The sequence below is a fragment of the Palleronia sp. THAF1 genome (assembly GCF_009363795.1).
Lineage (GTDB): Bacteria > Pseudomonadota > Alphaproteobacteria > Rhodobacterales > Rhodobacteraceae > Palleronia.
In genome coordinates this window covers 740,704-758,685 of the sequence record NZ_CP045420.1, presented here as the reverse complement: position 1 = coordinate 758,685, position 17,982 = coordinate 740,704, and the positions used below count along the sequence as shown (strand labels likewise).

General features: G+C 63.0%; 17 protein-coding genes. 5 read left to right on the top strand and 12 right to left on the bottom strand.

Going from position 1 to position 17,982, the window contains the following annotated elements; genetic code table 11:
* Window positions 1-91: 91 nt before the first annotated feature.
* On the top strand, window positions 92-901 hold the full coding sequence (locus tag FIU81_RS03745) for a division plane positioning ATPase MipZ (protein ID WP_124111947.1): 810 nt from the start codon (window positions 92-94) through the stop codon (window positions 899-901).
* Here the strand turns inward: FIU81_RS03745 and FIU81_RS03740 are convergent.
* From FIU81_RS03740 to FIU81_RS03705, 8 genes are all read right to left on the bottom strand, one after another.
* On the bottom strand, window positions 898-1,539 hold the full coding sequence (locus tag FIU81_RS03740) for a hypothetical protein (RefSeq protein ID WP_124111946.1): 642 nt from the start codon (window positions 1,537-1,539) through the stop codon (window positions 898-900). The genes FIU81_RS03745 and FIU81_RS03740 overlap by 4 nt on opposite strands.
* A gap of 78 nt (window positions 1,540-1,617) precedes the next feature.
* Entirely contained in the window at window positions 1,618-1,971 is a 354-nt protein-coding gene (locus tag FIU81_RS03735) for an H-type lectin domain-containing protein (protein ID WP_254695985.1), read from the bottom strand.
* 44 nt (window positions 1,972-2,015) lie between these two features.
* On the bottom strand, window positions 2,016-2,453 hold the full coding sequence (locus tag FIU81_RS03730; RefSeq protein ID WP_124111944.1) for a F0F1 ATP synthase subunit epsilon: 438 nt from the start codon (window positions 2,451-2,453) through the stop codon (window positions 2,016-2,018).
* A gap of 55 nt (window positions 2,454-2,508) precedes the next feature.
* Entirely contained in the window at window positions 2,509-3,930 is a 1,422-nt protein-coding gene (atpD, locus tag FIU81_RS03725) for a F0F1 ATP synthase subunit beta (protein WP_124111943.1), read from the bottom strand.
* Between the two features lie 19 nt (window positions 3,931-3,949).
* The gene (locus tag FIU81_RS03720; RefSeq protein WP_124111942.1) at window positions 3,950-4,831 is read right to left on the bottom strand and encodes a F0F1 ATP synthase subunit gamma; all 882 of its coding nucleotides are present in this window, start codon (window positions 4,829-4,831) and stop codon (window positions 3,950-3,952) included.
* Between the two features lie 27 nt (window positions 4,832-4,858).
* Window positions 4,859-6,397 (bottom strand): F0F1 ATP synthase subunit alpha, encoded by a 1,539-nt coding sequence (gene atpA, locus FIU81_RS03715; protein ID WP_124111941.1) that lies wholly within the window; start codon window positions 6,395-6,397, stop codon window positions 4,859-4,861.
* The gene (locus FIU81_RS03710) at window positions 6,397-6,963 is read right to left on the bottom strand and encodes a F0F1 ATP synthase subunit delta (RefSeq protein WP_124111940.1); all 567 of its coding nucleotides are present in this window, start codon (window positions 6,961-6,963) and stop codon (window positions 6,397-6,399) included. The genes atpA and FIU81_RS03710 overlap by 1 nt, the downstream gene beginning before the upstream one ends.
* 188 nt (window positions 6,964-7,151) lie before the next feature.
* Window positions 7,152-7,904 (bottom strand): class I SAM-dependent methyltransferase, encoded by a 753-nt coding sequence (locus FIU81_RS03705; protein WP_124111939.1) that lies wholly within the window; start codon window positions 7,902-7,904, stop codon window positions 7,152-7,154.
* Window positions 7,905-7,968: 64 nt separating this feature from the next.
* On the opposite strand from FIU81_RS03705, the gene gloB reads away from it, so the two are divergent.
* The 3 genes from gloB (at window position 7,969) to FIU81_RS03690 (ending at window position 12,260) form a co-directional block, all read left to right on the top strand.
* Window positions 7,969-8,733: a hydroxyacylglutathione hydrolase gene (gloB, locus tag FIU81_RS03700; RefSeq protein ID WP_124111938.1), complete on the top strand. Its 765-nt coding sequence runs from the start codon at window positions 7,969-7,971 to the stop codon at window positions 8,731-8,733.
* A 185-nt stretch (window positions 8,734-8,918) separates the two neighbouring features.
* Entirely contained in the window at window positions 8,919-11,243 is a 2,325-nt protein-coding gene (gene clpA, locus FIU81_RS03695; protein ID WP_124111937.1) for an ATP-dependent Clp protease ATP-binding subunit ClpA, read from the top strand.
* A gap of 60 nt (window positions 11,244-11,303) precedes the next feature.
* Window positions 11,304-12,260 (top strand): M23 family metallopeptidase, encoded by a 957-nt coding sequence (locus tag FIU81_RS03690; RefSeq protein ID WP_124111936.1) that lies wholly within the window; start codon window positions 11,304-11,306, stop codon window positions 12,258-12,260.
* Here FIU81_RS03690 and FIU81_RS03685 read toward each other — a convergent pair.
* From FIU81_RS03685 to FIU81_RS03675, 3 genes are all read right to left on the bottom strand, one after another.
* Window positions 12,257-14,317 carry a peptidoglycan -binding protein gene (locus tag FIU81_RS03685; protein WP_124111935.1) on the bottom strand — a complete coding sequence of 687 codons (2,061 nt, stop codon included), beginning with the start codon at window positions 14,315-14,317 and terminating at the stop codon, window positions 12,257-12,259. The genes FIU81_RS03690 and FIU81_RS03685 overlap by 4 nt on opposite strands.
* 3 nt (window positions 14,318-14,320) lie before the next feature.
* The gene (locus FIU81_RS03680; RefSeq protein ID WP_124111934.1) at window positions 14,321-15,478 is read right to left on the bottom strand and encodes a biopolymer transporter ExbB; all 1,158 of its coding nucleotides are present in this window, start codon (window positions 15,476-15,478) and stop codon (window positions 14,321-14,323) included.
* A gap of 70 nt (window positions 15,479-15,548) precedes the next feature.
* Window positions 15,549-16,103 carry a gamma-glutamylcyclotransferase gene (locus FIU81_RS03675; protein WP_254695984.1) on the bottom strand — a complete coding sequence of 185 codons (555 nt, stop codon included), beginning with the start codon at window positions 16,101-16,103 and terminating at the stop codon, window positions 15,549-15,551.
* A 57-nt stretch (window positions 16,104-16,160) separates the two neighbouring features.
* Here FIU81_RS03675 and FIU81_RS03670 point away from each other — a divergent pair, with 57 nt between their 5' ends.
* A complete protein-coding gene (locus FIU81_RS03670) occupies window positions 16,161-17,150 on the top strand; it encodes a DUF2125 domain-containing protein (protein WP_172971389.1) in 990 nt (329 codons plus the stop codon).
* Here the strand turns inward: FIU81_RS03670 and FIU81_RS03665 are convergent.
* Window positions 17,147-17,908, bottom strand: a complete 762-nt coding sequence (locus tag FIU81_RS03665; protein WP_124111931.1) for an NAD kinase — start codon at window positions 17,906-17,908, stop codon at window positions 17,147-17,149. The genes FIU81_RS03670 and FIU81_RS03665 overlap by 4 nt on opposite strands.
* Window positions 17,909-17,982: the final 74 nt, after the last annotated feature.

Sequence of the window (17,982 nt, the reverse complement as noted above, 5' to 3'; positions counted from 1 at the left end):
CTGCCCCGAATGGCAGACCGCTCTGCCCAACCGCTTCCATTGGCGGCGATCCGCCCATATAACGCCGCAAAACGAACGGGACAGGCAGCACATGGCGCACATCATCGTCGTCGGAAACGAGAAGGGCGGATCGGGCAAGTCCACGACCTCTATGCACGTCGCGACTGCGCTAGAGCGTATGGGCCATAGGGTCGGCGCGCTGGATCTGGACCTGCGCCAGCAAAGCTTCGGTCGCTACGTCGAGAACCGCATCGCCCACAACAAAGCGACGGGCATGGAGCTGCCGATCCCTGAATATCGGCTGCTGCCAGAGCTGAAAGCCGAAGATGTTCCGGAAGGCGAGAACATCCACGACACGCGGCTGTCGATGGCAGTGGCCGGCCTGGAAGATCGCGTAGACTTCATACTGATCGACTGCCCCGGTTCGCACACTCGTCTTAGCCAAGTGGCGCACTCTTTGGCTGACACGCTGATTACGCCGCTGAATGACAGCTTCGTGGACTTCGACTTGCTGGCAAAGGTGGACGGACAGACCAACCGTATTCTCGGCCCCTCGGTCTATTCCGAAATGGTCTGGAACGCCCGTCAATTGCGCGCTCGCGCCGGGCTGCCGCCGATCGACTGGATCGTGGTGCGCAACCGTCTGGGACCGCAGCAGATGCGCAACAAAAAGCGCATGGCAGAGGCGGTGGACAACCTTGCCAAGCGGATCGGTTTCCGCGCAGCTCCCGGGTTCTCCGAGCGTGTCATCTTCCGAGAGCTGTTCCCGCGTGGTTTGACGCTGCTCGACCTGAAGGACATAGGTGTCGGCGGGCTGAACCTGTCGAACGTGGCCGCCCGACAAGAGCTGCGCGACCTGATCAAGGCGCTCAAGTTGCCTGGCGTCGAAGTCGCGTTCTAGACCTTCGATGAGGTCGTGTTCAGCCGGTCCTGCGCTTCAAGTGCTGCAAACCGCCGGGCGGCCCGCACCGATTTCGCGCTGCGCGGTCGGGCGTTGCTCGGGCGATGACTTGGGGCCTGCGACGGCACCGCGGAGGCCTGAACCGATAGGATAATCAGAACGACAGCCACGGTTCCATTGATGATGGCCGCCGTTAGGCCGATGCCTGTGAAGATGGACCAGTCAGAGGCTTGGGATTGGAAACCGGGTTCATCCAGCACAAGGCTCCCTGTTTCCTCATCGCGCCAAACAGTCATGCGAACCAATGCGGTTCCGTCCCCGCGCCGGGTCCAATCCTCTGCCGGAACAGCGAAGCCTTCGGGAACGACCACGCGGGCGACCGATATGCTGGTCGCATCGAGTGCGTAGGCATCCAAGGTTCTTTCTGTCGCGTCAAAGCTTGCGGGGAAAATTCGAACGATGGCCGAGATCGGCCTATCGCTTCCGGGGAGCATTTCGGTCAACGTCAGCTTCAGATCGGCGGCGCGCTGCATGGCGACATAGCCACCAATCATCCAGTTCAGCGCGCAGAACAGCGCAATCAGCGCGAACACGCCTGCGGCGAGCTGATACAGAATGGAACGGCGAAGAGAAAACATAAGCAGCACGGGCGTTGCGACGGTTGGCTCTCTTCTCCAGCCCAAAGGCGTCGACGATAAGGCGCTACCGTGAAATCGTTAGGCCCCGTCCACCTGCCAAAGCGTCGGATCGACGGCAGCCCCAATGGCGATCCAATCGGCACCGATCCGGGCGATCTGGCTGTCACCCCACGTGCGGAACACCATGTCGAAGCCATCGGAACTGATGTTTTGCGCAAGGATTTCAGCCCGAAGATTGGCAGACCGCCCTACGTCCCACATGCTGATAGATACATTTACCGCTGGGGGACCGGCGAAAGCGTTATTGAACGTTATTCGGGTGCTAACCTGCCGCGGCCCGCTTCCGGTCCACATCTCTCCATCGGTATCGAAGTGCGAAAACAACTGTTCGCGCCCTTGGTCGATGGAAATGTAGGAAAGGGATTCAGACATGGCTCGTTGCATCGGGCGCTCGCGTCAGCGAACGCCCTGCTGGGTCAGAGATTGGATTGCTTCGGCGACAGGCCGATGTGCGTGCCCATGGCGACCATGTCTGCCATCAGCTTGGCCGCGTCGTCCGCCGGGCCAGGCTCGTTGTGCGAGGCTTCAACAGCCTTGCGCTGACGCTCGGCGGCGGTTTCCAACATGCGATCCAGGATTTCTTGGCTCATCTCGTTGCGGTGGTAGCTTTCCTCGGCCAGCACAGAGATACCTTCGGGCGTGATCTGCGCGAAGCCACCCGTTACGATGTACTCTTCGGCCCCCTTCTCGCCTTCCACATGCAGCACACCGGGGCGCAGGGTGGTGATCAGCGGCGCGTGGTTCGGCATCGCGGTCATGTTGCCTTCGGTACCCGGAATGGACACGGCAGACGCCTTATAGGACGCGACGCGGCGTTCGGGGCTGACGAGGTCGAATTGCATCATGTCGGCCATGATCGGTCTCCGGCTTGGGGTGTCGGGTCGCGGACCACCGCGACCCGTATCAGCTTCAGGCTTCTTCGCTCATCTTCTCGGCCTTGGCTTTGACCTCGTCGATGCCGCCGACCATGTAGAACGCGCCTTCGGGCAGGTGATCGTACTCACCCGCGACAACGGCCTTGAAGGACGAGATCGTGTCCTCCAGCGACACCTGCACGCCGGGCGAACCGGTAAAGACCTGCGCCACGTCGAATGGCTGCGACAGGAAGCGCTCGATCTTACGTGCACGGGCGACGGCCAGCTTGTCGTCTTCCGACAGTTCGTCCATGCCCAGAATGGCGATGATGTCCTGCAGTTCCTTGTAGCGCTGCAGCGTGTTCTGCACGTCACGCGCCACTTGGTAGTGCTCTTCGCCCAGAACCTGCGGGTCCATCAGACGCGATGAGCTGTCCAGCGGGTCCACGGCCGGGTAGATACCCTTTTCCGAGATCGAGCGGTTCAGAACCGTCTGCGCGTCGAGGTGCGCGAAGGTCGTGGCGGGTGCGGGGTCGGTCAGGTCGTCTGCCGGCACGTAGACGGCCTGGATCGAGGTGATCGAGCCGGACTTGGTCGAGGTGATCCGTTCCTGCATGGCGCCCATGTCGGTGGCCAGCGTCGGCTGGTAGCCCACGGCAGAGGGGATACGACCCAGCAGAGCGGACACTTCCGAACCCGCCTGCGTGAAGCGGAAGATGTTGTCGACGAAGAACAGAACGTCCGAACCGGACTGGTCGCGGAAGTACTCGGCCAGCGTCAGACCCGACAGGGCGACGCGCATACGCGCACCCGGAGGCTCGTTCATCTGGCCGTAGACCAGCGCCACTTGGCTGTCGGGCAGGTTGTCGGGCTTGATGACGTTCGATTCCACCATCTCGTGGTAGAGGTCGTTGCCCTCTCGCGTTCGCTCGCCCACGCCGGCGAACACCGAATAGCCCGAGTGCACCTTGGCGATGTTGTTGATCAATTCCATGATCAGAACGGTCTTGCCCACACCGGCACCACCGAAGAGGCCGATCTTACCGCCCTTGGCGTAGGGGGCCAGCAGATCGATGACCTTGATGCCCGTCACCAGAACTTCAGAGCTGGTGGACTGCTGCGCGAACTCGGGCGCGGGCTGGTGAATGGCGCGGTATTCTTCGGTTTCAACCGCAGCGCCCTCGTCCACGGGCTCACCCACGACGTTCAGGATGCGGCCCAGCGTGTTGGGGCCGACCGGCATCATGATCGGGCCGCCGGTGTCGCGCACTTCCTGACCACGAACGAGGCCTTCCGACCCGTCCATGGCGATGGTGCGGACGGTGTTCTCGCCCAGGTGCTGGGCGACTTCCAGAACGAGGCGCTTGCCGTTGTTCTCGGTTTCCAGCGCGTTGAGGATCTCGGGCAGGGCGTCGTCGAACTGAACGTCGACAACGGCGCCGATGACCTGCGTAATCTTGCCTTTGGCTACAGCCATGGTGTTTCTCCGGTTCGTCCTAGAGCGCCTCGGCGCCCGAAATGATTTCGATCAGCTCGTTGGTGATGACGGCCTGGCGGGTACGGTTGTATTCGCGGTTCAGGTCTTCGATCATGTCGTCCGCGTTGCGGGTCGCGTTGTCCATGGCGCTCATGCGCGCGCCTTGTTCGGACGCCGCGTTTTCCAGCAGCGCCGCGAAAATCTGCGTCGCCACACCGCGCGGCAGAAGATCCGCAAGGATCGCTTCTTCCGACGGCTCGTACTCGTAAACCGTGCTGTTCGACGTCGCATCGTCTTCCGGCGCATCGTAGCTTGCGGGGACGATCTGCTGCTCGGTCGGGTGCTGCGTGATGACGTTCTCGAACTCGCCGTAGTAGATGTAGGCGACGTCGAACTCACCACCGTCGAAGCGGGTCAGCACGTCCTGCGCGATCTCTTGCGCGTTGCCGTAGCCGACCGTTTTGACATCGGTCATATCGACGTGGTCGATCAGCATGTCCTCGTAACGACGCTTGAGAACAGCACGGCCCTTCTTGCCGACAGTGATGATCTTCACCGTCTTGCCGCGCTTCTTCAGATCTTCGATCCGCTCGATCGCTTTCTTGGCGATGTTGGTGTTGAAACCACCGCACAGACCTTTTTCCGCCGTCATGACGACCAGCAGGAAGACCTCTTCCTTGCCGGTGCCACGCAGCAGCAGGGGCGCGGTATCGCTACCGCCCACGCCCGCCGCCAGCTGGCCCATCACTTGATCGAATTGCTCGGCGTAGGGGCGCGCGTTCTCTGCGGCCTCTTGAGCACGACGCAGTTTCGCCGCCGCAACCATTTGCATGGCCTTGGTGATCTTGCGCGTATTCTTGACCGACGAGATCCGGTTCTTGAGATCCTTCAGGTTAGGCATTCAGCCGTCCCTCCTATCCGCGTCCGCTTACGAGAAGTCCGCCGAATACTCGTCGAGCACCTTCTTCAGACGGTCGGCGGCATCGCCTTTGATCTTCGGATCTTCGTTGGTGATCCAGTCGATCGTGTCCTGATGTTTGGCGTGCAGGAAGCTGATCAAGCCGTCTTCCCAACGCTGCACATCGCTCACTGCGACATCGTCAAGGTAACCGGACGTACCCGCGAAGATGATACAGACGATTTCGGCGTTCGACAGCGGCGAATACTGCTTCTGCTTCATCAGTTCGGTCAGGCGCTTGCCCCGGTTCAGCTGACGCTGCGTGGCCGCATCCAGGTCCGAACCGAACTGCGCGAAGGCCGCCATCTCGCGATACTGGGCGAGCGACAGTTTCACCGGACCGGCGACAGAGGCCATGGCCTTGGTCTGCGCCGACGATCCAACGCGAGACACCGACAGACCGGTGTTCACGGCGGGACGGATGCCCTGATAGAACAGGTCCGTTTCCAGGAAGATCTGGCCATCGGTGATCGAGATCACGTTCGTCGGAATAAAGGCCGACACGTCGCCGCCCTGCGTTTCGATGATCGGCAGCGCCGTCAGCGAACCCGAGCCGTTGTCTTCGTTCAGCTTGGCGGACCGCTCCAGCAGGCGCGAGTGCAGGTAGAACACATCACCCGGATAGGCTTCACGGCCCGGCGGACGACGCAGCAGCAGCGACATCTGACGGTAGGCCACGGCCTGCTTCGACAGGTCATCGTAGATGATCAGCGCATGGCGGCCGTTATCGCGATAGTATTCGGCCATCGCTGTTGCGGTGTAAGGGGCGAGGTACTGCATCGGCGCAGGTTCGGACGCGGTCGCAGACACGATAGTCGTGTACTCGATGGCACCCGTCTCTTCGAGCTTCTTCACCAGCTGCGCGACGGTCGAACGCTTCTGACCGATAGCGACGTAGATGCAGTACAGCTTCTTGCTCTCATCGTCGCCGGCGGCGTCGTTGTAGCTTTTCTGGTTCAGGATCGCGTCCAGCGCCACGGCGGTCTTGCCGGTCTGACGGTCACCGATGATCAGCTCGCGCTGGCCACGGCCGATCGGGATCATGGCGTCGATGGCCTTGAGGCCCGTGGCCATGGGCTCGTGCACCGACTTGCGGGGCATGATGCCCGGCGCCTTCACGTCGGCGACGCGGCGCTCGGCGTAGTTGATCTCGCCCTTGCCGTCGATCGGGTTGCCCAGACCATCGACAACGCGGCCCAGCATGTCGTCACCAACGCCCACGTCCACGATGGCGTTGGTGCGCTTTACGGTGTCGCCTTCCTTGATGTCGCGGTCGGTGCCGAAGATCACGACGCCGACGTTGTCGGTCTCAAGGTTCAGGGCCATGCCCTGGATGCCGCCCGGAAACTCGACCATCTCGCCGGCCTGAACGTTATCAAGGCCATAGACACGGGCGATACCGTCACCGACGGACAGCACGCGGCCAACCTCGGCGACTTCGGCTTCCTGGCCGAAGTTCTTGATCTGATCCTTCAGGATCGAGGAAATCTCGGAAGCTTGGATGCCCATTATCCGACCTCTTTCATGGTGTTCTGGAGGGAGGCGAGTTTCGACTTGATCGACGTGTCGATCATCTTCGAACCCACCCTGACAACGAGACCGCCGATAAGGCTCTCGTCGACGGCAAGATTGATATTCACGTCCTGACCGACGGCCTCTTTCAAGGCGGCGGCGAGATTCTGGCGTTGCGCGTCCGACAGTTCGGTCGCGGCGGTCACTTCAGCGGTCACCTCGCCACGCTCTGCGGCGATCATCTCGCGCAGCTGGCGGGACAGTTCACGAACCACGAAGAGACGACGCTTCTGCGCCATAAGGCGCAGCGTGTTCTGCATCATGGGATGCAGGTTCATCTTCGCGGCGATCGCAGCGATGGCGGCGGTCTGCTCATCCCGGCCGTAGATCGGCGAGTGGATCAGATCGCGAAAGTCGGCGCTTTCGTTATGCGCGGCGACAAGCGCGTCCGCGTCATTGGCGATCTGGTCAAGCGCATTATCTTCCTTGGCCAATTCAAAAATGGCGGTGGCATAGCGTTGGGCGATGCCAGTAGAGATCGAAGCCGGTTCGGACACGTCCACCCTTTCGATGTTGCTCGCACCACACTCCCCCAGACCCGGCGGGCCAGAGAGAGAAGGTGTCGGGTCTTAGAAGGGCCTGTTCTTGAACCCCCCGTCGAAATCGCAGTCGATCTAGCAGAGGGTTTCGGGGGTCGCAACTGCTTGATGGCGCAATCACGTGCGGTTCCGAAGGTTTCCTCGTCTATTCGTCAGCCCGCGATCACCCGGCTTGGAACCGGCTGCCCCGCCGGAGCCGTCGCCCGAGCGGGCCGGGCAACCCTGATCCCCAAGCCACCGGCCCGGGCCGGCACCTGCTTGGTCGCTTCGACCATCAGTGCGCCGCCTGCAAAACGACCCGTGATGTTGCGCCCCCATCTTTCGATCATGGGGCCGGATCGCAGCCAGAACCGCTGTTCCGACACCGGTTGATACAGGGCCGCCGCGTGACGTTGCGGGTTAAAGTCATAGTCCCGCAGCAACGCTTCCAGCTGGCCCAGCGAATAAGGCCGTCCAAAACCGAAGGGCGTCTTGTCGTTGCGTGACCACAGCCCCGCCCGGTTCGGCACGATGAACAACGCCCGCCCACCGGGGCCAAGGATACGGTAGCATTCCTGCAACAGACGTCCCGGCGTTTCTGACGTCTCCAACCCATGCAGACAGATCAGGCGGTCGGCGAATCCCGTCTGGATCGGCAACAGCGTCTCTTCGCACAGGACCGAAATGTTATCCTGCCCGCGCGGCCACGCCATCACCCCCTGCGCGCCCGGCATCAGCGCAATGGTCCGCCGCGCCTGCCCCATCATCGGGCGCAGCAATGGCACCGCGAACCCAAGGCCGATCAGCGTATCGCCCGTCACGTCCGGCCAGAATCGCGACACCTGGTCGCGGATCGCGGACTGCGCCGCCCGCCCCAACCGGGAGCGATAATAGAAATTGCGCAGGTCCGTTACATCAAGATGCATTGCCGCGTGCCGCTCCTGCGTTACCGTGTCTGTCGAACACTATAGGATCTAGGGATCAATCCAAATGCGTATCGACATCGTGACCGTTGCCTGTCGCAGCGACAACTACGCCTTTCTCGTACGCGCGGACGGCAAGACCGCCCTTGTGGACGCGCCCGAAGCCGCGCCGATCCTGGCAGAGCTTGACCGTCGCGACTGGTCGCTGGACGAGGTCTGGATAACCCACCACCACGCCGATCACGTTGAAGGGCTGGCGGGGTTGAAGGACCGTTTTTCCGATCTGCACGTGACGGGCGGCAAAGCCGATATGGAACGCCTTCCCGCCTTGAACCGCTCGGTGGAGGATGGCGATAGCTTTAACTTCGCGGGCTATCCCGTCCATGTGCTCGACGTGTCGGGCCACACCGTCGGCCACATCGCCTTCCACATGCCGGATGCCGATGCCGCCTTCACCGCCGACAGCCTGATGGCCCTCGGCTGCGGGCGCATCTTCGAAGGCACACCCGAAATGATGTGGAACAGCCTGCAGAAAATCGCGGCCCTGCCGGACGACACGGTCATCTATTCGGGCCACGAATACACCCTGAACAACGCGAAGTTCGCGCTGACGATCGAACCGGACAACGCCGACCTGCAGGCCCGCGCCGAACGGGTCGAGGATATGCGCGACAACGACGAGTTTACCGTGCCGTCGACATTGGCCGAGGAAAAGGCGACCAACCCCTTCCTGCGCGCCCACTTGGCATCCGTGAAAGAGGCCATATCTATGGACGAAGCCGACGATATCTCCGTCTTCGCCGAGATCCGATCCCGCAAGGACAGCTTCTAGGATCCGTTTCCGCGCAGCCGCTTTCTGGGCCCCGGCGCGGCACAGTTTCGCAACTCACGGTAATTGTGAGCGCTGACGCAAAGAAATTGCTTGAAGACAGGGCGGAGACAACCAAGCTTTAACTTGAAGATGCAAAGGTGGTCCCGGCCTCTCGCTTTGACCGCCAAAGAACAAGGAGCACGCGCGTGCCGTCATTTTCGACCACACTCGAGCAGGCCATTCACCAGGCACTGGCGCTGGCCAACACCCGCAGACATGAACTGGCCACGTTGGAGCACCTCCTTCTGGCCCTGACGGATGAGCCTGACGCCGCCAAGGTGATGCGGGCCTGTTCCGTCGACCTGGAAGAACTCAAGCAAACCCTCGTGGAATTCATCGACGACGATCTGTCGACGCTGGTGACGGACGTGGAAGGCAACGAAGCCGTCCCCACAGCCGCGTTCCAACGCGTGATCCAGCGCGCCGCCATCCACGTGCAGTCCTCCGGTCGCACCGAGGTGACCGGCGCGAACGTCCTGGTCGCGATCTTCGCCGAGCGTGAGTCCAACGCCGCCTACTTCCTGCAAGAGCAGGACATGACGCGCTACGATGCGGTGAACTTCATCGCGCATGGCGTCGCCAAGGACCCCAGCCAAGCCGAAACCCGTCCCGTCTCCGGTGCGCCGGAGGATGGCTTTGAAGATGACACAGCCATTGACGAGCCCGACAAGGACGACTCGGCGCTTGGGAAATACTGCGTGGATCTGAACGCGAAGTCTTCGAAAGGCGACGTCGATCCCCTGATCGGCCGCGAGCACGAAGTCGAACGCTGCATCCAGGTCCTTTGCCGCCGCCGCAAGAACAACCCACTGCTCGTGGGCGACCCCGGCGTTGGCAAGACGGCCATCGCCGAAGGTCTCGCCAAGAAGATCGTCGAAGGTCAGACGCCGGAAGTCCTGTCGAAGACCACCATCTACAGCCTCGACATGGGCGCGCTGCTCGCAGGCACCCGCTACCGTGGTGATTTTGAGGAGCGTCTAAAGGCAGTGATGACCGAAATGGAACAGCACGACGACGCCGTGCTCTTCATCGACGAAATTCACACGGTGATCGGCGCCGGTGCGACCTCTGGTGGCGCGATGGACGCGTCAAACCTGCTGAAGCCCGCGCTTCAGGGCGGCAAGCTGCGTTGCATGGGCTCCACCACCTACAAGGAGTTCCGTCAGCACTTCGAGAAGGATCGCGCCCTGTCCCGTCGCTTCCAGAAGATCGACGTGAACGAGCCGTCTGTGGACGACAGCGTGAAGATCCTCATGGGCCTCAAGCCCTACTTCGAGGACCACCACGACATCCGTTACACGCAGGACGCCATCAAGACGGCCGTGGAACTGTCGGCACGCTACATCAACGACCGTAAGCTGCCCGACAAGGCGATCGACGTGATCGACGAAGCCGGTGCAGCCCAGCATCTCGTAGCGGTTTCGAAGCGGCGCAAATCCATCGGTACCAAGGAGATCGAGGCTGTCGTCGCCAAGATCGCCCGAATCCCGCCGAAGAACGTGTCCAAGGATGATGCGTCCGTCCTGAAAGATCTGGAAGGCACGCTGAAGCGCGTCGTCTTCGGACAGGACAAGGCGATCGAGTCGCTGGCGTCGGCCATCAAGCTGGCCCGTGCCGGTCTGCGAGAGCCCGAAAAGCCCATCGGCAACTACCTGTTCGCCGGACCGACGGGTGTCGGCAAAACGGAGGTCGCAAACCAACTGGCCGATACGCTGGGCGTGGAACTGCTGCGCTTCGACATGTCGGAATACATGGAGAAGCACGCTGTCTCCCGTCTGATCGGCGCGCCTCCGGGCTACGTCGGCTTCGACCAGGGCGGTATGCTGACCGACGGCGTAGACCAGCACCCGCACTGCGTGCTGCTGCTGGACGAGATCGAAAAGGCCCACCCGGATGTCTTCAACATCCTTCTGCAGGTGATGGACCACGGCAAGTTGACCGACCACAACGGCCGGGCGGTGGATTTCCGCAACGTGATCCTGATCATGACCTCTAACGCGGGGGCCTCGGACATGGCGAAGGAAGCCATCGGTTTCGGACGCGACAAGCGTACGGGCGAAGATACCGCCGCCATCGAGCGGACATTCACGCCCGAGTTCCGCAACCGTCTGGATGCGGTGATCTCGTTCGGCGCGCTGCCGAAAGAGGTGATCCTGAAGGTCGTCGAGAAGTTCGTATTGCAACTCGAAGCGCAGCTGATGGATCGCAATGTATCCATCGAACTGACCGAACCCGCCGCCGCATGGCTCGCCGACAAGGGCTACGACGACAAGATGGGCGCTCGCCCGCTGGGTCGTGTGATCCAAGAGCACATCAAGAAACCGTTGGCGGAAGAGCTGCTGTTCGGCAAGCTCGCCAAGGGCGGTATCGTGCAGGTCGGCGTGAAGGACGGAGAGATCGAACTGAAGATCGATCCGCCCGAGACCAAGCGCCTGTCGTCGAAAAAGCCGCCTCTTTTGACCGCAGAGTAAGACATCAAACGCCCCGGCCATCGCGCCGGGGCGTTTTTCGTTTCTACGGATCCGATTCAAATGCGCCTTGCCCTGCCCCTTTGCCTGCTTGCCACACCGCTTGTCGCGCAGGATTTCACCCTGTCCGTCCCGCTGGATTGCCCGGATGACAGCTGTTTCATACAACAATACGTGGACCGGGACCCCGGCCCGGGCGCGACCGACCTGACCTGCGGCCCCCTGTCCTACGACGATCACAAAGGCACGGATTTTGCCCTGCCGTCTCTGGCAATGATGGAAGGCGGCGTCCCCGTCCGCGCCGCCGCCCCCGGCACGATTACGGGCGTCCGCGACGAACTGCCTGACATCCCCGCCGACGCGCCCTACGCCCCCGATTTGGACGGCCGCGATTGCGGCAACGGTGTCGTCGTGGATCACGGCGGCGGCTGGGAAACCCAGTATTGCCATATGAAACAGGGATCGGTCGCTGTGGCCGCAGGCGATACGGTCAGCCTGACGACCGTACTAGGGCAAGTCGGCCTGTCGGGCCGCACCCAATTTCCGCATCTGCATCTATCGGTGCGAAAGGATGGCGCCGTCGTCGATCCGTTCGAGGCGGTCGACGACGGCGCGTGCGGCTACGATCCCACCGCAACACTGTTCGCCGATCCCCCAGCTTATCAGCCCGGCGGCCTGATCGCGTCGGGATTTTCAGATGCCGTGCCCGAATATGCCGACGTGAAGGCGGGCACTGCCGGGGCCGCCTCCCTGAGCACGAATGATCCGGCGCTGGTCATCTGGTCCTATGCTTTCGGCAGCCGCGCAGGCGACGCGCTGGACATGAAGATCACCGGTCCCGAAGACGAGGTGATCGCGCAGAGCGTCGATCTGGAGCGCACGCAGGCGCAACTCTTCCGCGCGATCGGTCGCCGCACGCCGCCAGAAGGGTGGCCCGCTGGCAGCTACACCGGAGAGATCGCGCTGCGTCGCGGTGATGACGTGATCGACCGGCAAACCATACAGATCACGCTGGATTAGCGCTCCGTCAGTTTCAGCTCGATGCGCCGGTTCTGGGCGCGCGCCGCACTGGTGTTCGCCGGATCGACCGGGCGAGTGTCGCCGAAGCCAGTGGGCGCCAGTCGCCGTTCCGGGAACCCCAGTTCCTCTGCCATGTAACGCACAACGGACAGCGCTCGGGCCTGGCTAAGCTCCCAATTGTCAGCGAATTCGCCGAAGCCGGACAACGGGATGTTGTCGGTATGGCCATCGACACGTACGACCCAGTCGATGTTTTCGGGGATCTCGTCCGCCACGTCCCCGAGCAGATCGGCGACTCGCGCCACCTGCGCTTGCCCCGCTACGGACAGGTCGGCAGAGCCCGAGGGGAACAGCACTTCCGACGAGAACACGAAGCGGTCACCGACGATCTGGATGCCTTCGCGGTCGCCCAGCACTTCGCGCAGGCGGCCGAAGAACTCGGACTGATAGGACTCCAACCGCGCCCGCTCTGCCGCTTCCAGCTCGGCCACGCGACGCTGTTCCAGAAGCTCCCGCGCCATGGCGGCATTAAGCTGCTGGGTCAGCGTTTCGATACGCACCTGCGCCTCGGCGTCTTCTTCGTCCTGCAAGTCGAGCGCCGCCTGTAGTGACCCAAGATCGCGGCGCAACTGCTGGACCTGTTCGTTAAGCGCGGCCACCCGGCGTTGGGCGGCATCGGTCAGGTTCTCCTGCTTTGACAGTTCAGCGCGCGCGGTCGACAACAAGGTCGCCTGACGCTCGGCTTCCGTCAACTGCTCCGCGGCGCGGTTCTCTGCCTGCAGCTTCAGGGTCAACGCCTGCTCAAGCTGGTCGCGCAATTCGGCCTGAGCATCCTGTGCCGAGTCCAGCGCCGCCGCTTCCGCGCGTGCCGCCTGTAGTGCTGCGGCCAGCCGATCCCGCTCCGTCGCCTCGCGGCCCACATCGGCGCGCAACTGTGCGACCTCTGCCTCTGCTTCGGCAAGTGCGGCCCGCGCGTCATCCAGATCACCTTGGAACGCCAGCCGCGCGGCCTCTGCCGCCTCCAATGCGCTGGCGATAGAGGCCATTTCGGCCTGATCCTGATCCCGCTGGGCCAACGCCGCTTCCAGAATGGCTTGCGTGCGGTCCACCCGATCCTCTGCCGCCGCCTGCGCGTTCAAGGCAGCCTGCAGCTCCTGATCCGCTGCGCTGAGCTCCGCGTTTTGCTCCAACGCTGCCGACAGGCGCTGGGTCACCGCGTCAAGCTGTTCCTGAGTATCGCCGCGCGCCAACAAGGCCGCCGCCAACCGCGCGCTCAGATCCTCTTCCGCCGCTTCCGCTGCAGCTAGAAGCGTCAGCGTTTCCTCTGCCTCACGGCGCTGTTCTTCCAGCGCCAGCGATAGCGCACTCAGTTCTGCGTCGGAGTTGGCGAGCCGCTCGCGCAAAGCCTCTGCTGCTGCGGCTTCGGCCAATCGCGTGGCTTCTTCTTCGGACAAAGCGTCCTGGAGGGAGGCGACAGCCGTGTTCTGCTGATCCCGCTCTCCTTCCAGATCGGCAACCAGCGCCTCAAGCGCCGCGCGCCGGGCAGCGGCCAAGCGTGCTTCCTCGGCGCTGGCGTCGATCTCGTCGCGGGCCTGCGCCAGTGCAAGGTTCAGCGCCTCTTGCTCGGACAGCAGCTCGTCGCGCGCCCCTTCCAGACCGGCGATGCGCTGCTGATCCGCGTCGCGTTCCGCGAGCAGGGACGCGATACGCTCCTCGAAGGTGGCGGCCTGACGCTCGAACCCCGCGATCTGCTGTTCCTGCGTGCCGATAGTCTGCTGCAACTGCGCGATGCGATCGGCCTGCGTGTCGCGCTCTGATTCCAGCGTGTCGGCGCGGGCGTTGGCAAGGCCCAGTGCTTGGGTCAGGCCCGCGATCTCGCCCGACAGCGCATCAAGTTGGCTTTCCTGACCGGTGATCTCTTCGCGCAAGACGTATTGCACGACGATGAAGATCGTCAGAACGAAGGTCATCACCATCAAGAGCGAGGTGACGGCGTCCACGAAACCCGGCCAGATATTGGCCGTTACGCGGGCAGAGGATCGGCGTAGTGACGCCATGGCCTAGACCTCCGACCGGCGACCAAGGGCACGGGCGATCTGGCGCAGTTCCTGCCGTAACTCTCCGGTGGCCTCTTGGCGACCGGCAGCCATCTCTTCCAGCATTCGCAGCATTTGCACGTCGATGGACCGCAGGCGCATCCGGCTTTCGGCGTCCAATCCGCCCTGACTGTCCGAAAGCGCCTCTGACAGCCGCTCTTGCCCCTCGGCCACGCGGGACAGAGCGGTGCTCATATCCGTTTCGCCATCCAGCCGGTCGGCGATACGTTCCAGCCCGCCGGTCAACGCCTCGATCCGGTCATCGGTGGCCATGCGCCCCGCTTCGGACCGCACGAACAAGTCTTCCAAACGGTCGATCTGGCCGCTGATGTGTTCCAACACGCCGGACGTTCCCAAAGGTTCGCCGGTGCCGTCGGCATCACCACCGGCTAGGCCGATGCGTGTGATACTAGACAGCCATTCCTCCAGCTCGCGGTAAAAGCGGTTCTGGCCGTGGCTGGCGAACAGTTCCAGAAGGCCCACGATCAGCGATCCGGCAAGGCCGATCAGCGACGACCCGAAAGCCACGCCCATGCCGCCAAGCTGAGTCTCCAGCCCATCCATCAGGCGTCCGAAGATCGCCAGCCCATCGTCGCCGTCGCCGGGATCGAGCGCGCGGATCGTGTCGACGATGGCGGGCACGGTGGTGGCAAGGCCGTAGAAAGTGCCCAGAAGACCAAGGAAGATCAGCAGGTTCACCAGGTAACGCGTGATGTCGCGCGCCTCGTCGATCCGGGTGGCGACCGAGTCGAGGATCGAGCGTGAGGACGACGACGAAATCTGCATCCGCCGCCCGCGCGACCGCATCAGCGTGGCCAGCGGGGCCAGCAAGCGCGGTGCGGCTGACAGGCGGTGGTCGGGATCTTCGCGCACAAAGCCTTCGATCCACTGGACCGAGACGATCAGTTGATAGACCTGCCAGAAACAGGCCATCACGCCGATCACGAAGACCATCGCGATGAAGCCCGACAGAAGCGGATTGTTCAGGAAGACTGGCAGCACGCTTGGCAGCGCAAAGACGGTGCCGACGGCGACCAGCACCAGAACGAGCACCATCGACACGATTTGGCGCACGGGCAATGTGAACACCGGACGTGTGCCCTGATCGGTATCGGCCTGCATCGCTTTACCTTGCTGCGTTTCTTATTGGCATTCTTATATCACGCGGCCTTTGCCGCCAAGCCGCTGACAATTACGTGGCTTTCAGGTCACGCACCCGTGCACTCAGCCAATCAAGGTCCGCGTCGGCGATTCCAAGCTGCGCCAGATGACTGGTCGTGTTGAACAGATATTCATCGTTCGGCCCGCGTCCGCCGACGGCCCCCGCGATGATCTTCGCCTGAGTCTCCAGGTCCAGATCGCGCAGGTATTGCTCATGATTCTGGTCGATCACGTAGGACACCGCCGTAACCTGCCGCCCGTCCTCCAAATCAACGGATAGGTTGCGCTCGACATAGGCCGATGACACCAGTTCGCGTTCGCGCAGCATGGCCAGCGTCGCATCCTCATGACCGTCACGCACCCGCAAGGCAACGCCGGTGCAGACCTGTCCGGGCCGCTCGTCCAGTGCCAGCACAAGGCCGGGTGCTTCAGGCGTCCCGCGATGGTGGATAGAGGACATGCAAAACGAGCGCGCGTAGCCATCAAGCCGCGCGACGACCTGTTCGGCCACCGGAAACTCTGGATTCCATACAAGCGAGCCGTAGCCGAAGACCCACATCTTTTCTGGTTGCACTGGCACGTTCATGGCCGCGCCTATATCGGGGGACAGGCCGTTGCGAAAGGCCACCGGGAAAGGAACATCATGCGCTGGCTTATCGGATTGATCGTCGTCGCTGCCTTGGGCTGGTCCGCCTACTGGTTCATCGGCGCCACCGCGTTGGAGCGCGCGTTGACCGACAGCATCGACGCCGCACGGTCCGAAGGCGTCGAGGTGCAGACAGAGGCGCTGAATGTCACCGGCTTTCCCAACCGGTTCGACACGATGATCGACGAGCTGGAAGTACACGTGCCCGCAAGCGGCCTTACGTGGTCCCTGCCCTTCCTGCAGATCTTCGCCTTGTCGTATCGGCCCAATCAGGTGATCGTGGCGCTGCCGCCCTCGCAGCGCCTGACCGGGCCGTTCGGAGAGGCTACGCTGACCACCGAAAGCGCGCGCGGGTCGGCGACGGTGTCTCCGAGCACGGATTTAACGCTCGACCACGCGAATCTGGTGGTAGACGATGCCGTGCTGTCCTCTAACGGCGTAGACCTTAGCGCGCTACGCATCCTTGCCGCCAGCCGCTTGGCGCCGGGTGACGACAGTGGACGCGCGCATAACATCGGCATCACACTGGACGACGTGCGCCTGCCGCCCGCGCTGGCCGACCGGCTGGGTGGGCCGGACAGCGGGCTGATCGACGGGGCGACGCTGGACGCGACCGTGACCTTCGACCGGCCCGTCGATCTGGCCGTCTACCAAGGTGCGCCGCTGGAAGTGCAGGTGCTGGAGATCGCGGACCTGAAGATCGACTGGGGTGAGATCGGTCTGGATGCAGCCGGAGACCTGAACGTCGGCGCGGACGGCTTCGTCACCGGCACGCTGGAAACGACCCTGCGCAACTGGCAGGGCGCGCTGCAGATCGCGGCACAGGCGGGATTGTTCCCGCAAGACAACCTGCGGCAAGTGGAGCAGGCACTGGGGCTGGTCGCCATGATGTCGGGAGGCGACGGACGGCTGACCCTGCCGCTGGAGTTCCGCAACGGCCAGACGTTCCTTGGCCCCGTGGCACTGGGGCCGGCCCCCCGTCTTTAGACGAACTGTTCGCGCAGCAGGCGTTCCTGCAGCCCGTGCCCCGGATCGAACAGGATCGAATGAGTGATGTCCGGCGCGGTCGTCACTTCCACCGCAACGACATCGCGCACCGAATGGCCGTCGGCGTCGGCCATAACGGGGCGTTTTTTCGGTTCGCGCACTTCGAATCGCACGGTACAGGTCTTGGGCAGCAATGCGCCGCGCCAGCGGCGAGGACGAAACGCCGCAACCGCCGTCAACGCCAGAACATCCGCGCCGATGGGCAGGATCGGCCCGTGGGCAGAGTAGTTGTAGGCGGTGGACCCGGCGGGCGTCGCGACCAGCGCGCCGTCGCACACCAGCTCTTCCATACGCTCGCGCCCGTCCACCATGATGCGCAGCTTCGCCGCCTGCGGGCCTTGGCGCAGAAGCGAGACCTCGTTTATCGCCAGATGCATCTCCGACGAACCGTCGGCCTTCATCGCGCGCATGCTCAAAGGATTGATCGTTTCGATCTCGGCCACGTCCAGACGCTCCAGCAACCCGGTCTCGGAATACTCGTTCATCAGGAAGCCGATGGTGCCGCAATTCATGCCATAGACCGGCGCGGGCAGCGCCTGCGTCTCGTGCAGGGTTTGCAGCATGTGACCGTCCCCGCCCAGCGCCACGATCACGTCGGCCTCTTCGGGCGTGACGTTACCGTAGGCGCGCGACAAAGCGGCCAGCGCGTCGCGGGCCACATCGCTGCGACTGGCGAGAAACGCGATCCTGCGGTCCATGGGCGGCCCTCCTGCATGGCAGGGTTGCCCGCCCATGGCGCGAATGACAAGCGGTGCGTCGCCCAGAACACTTC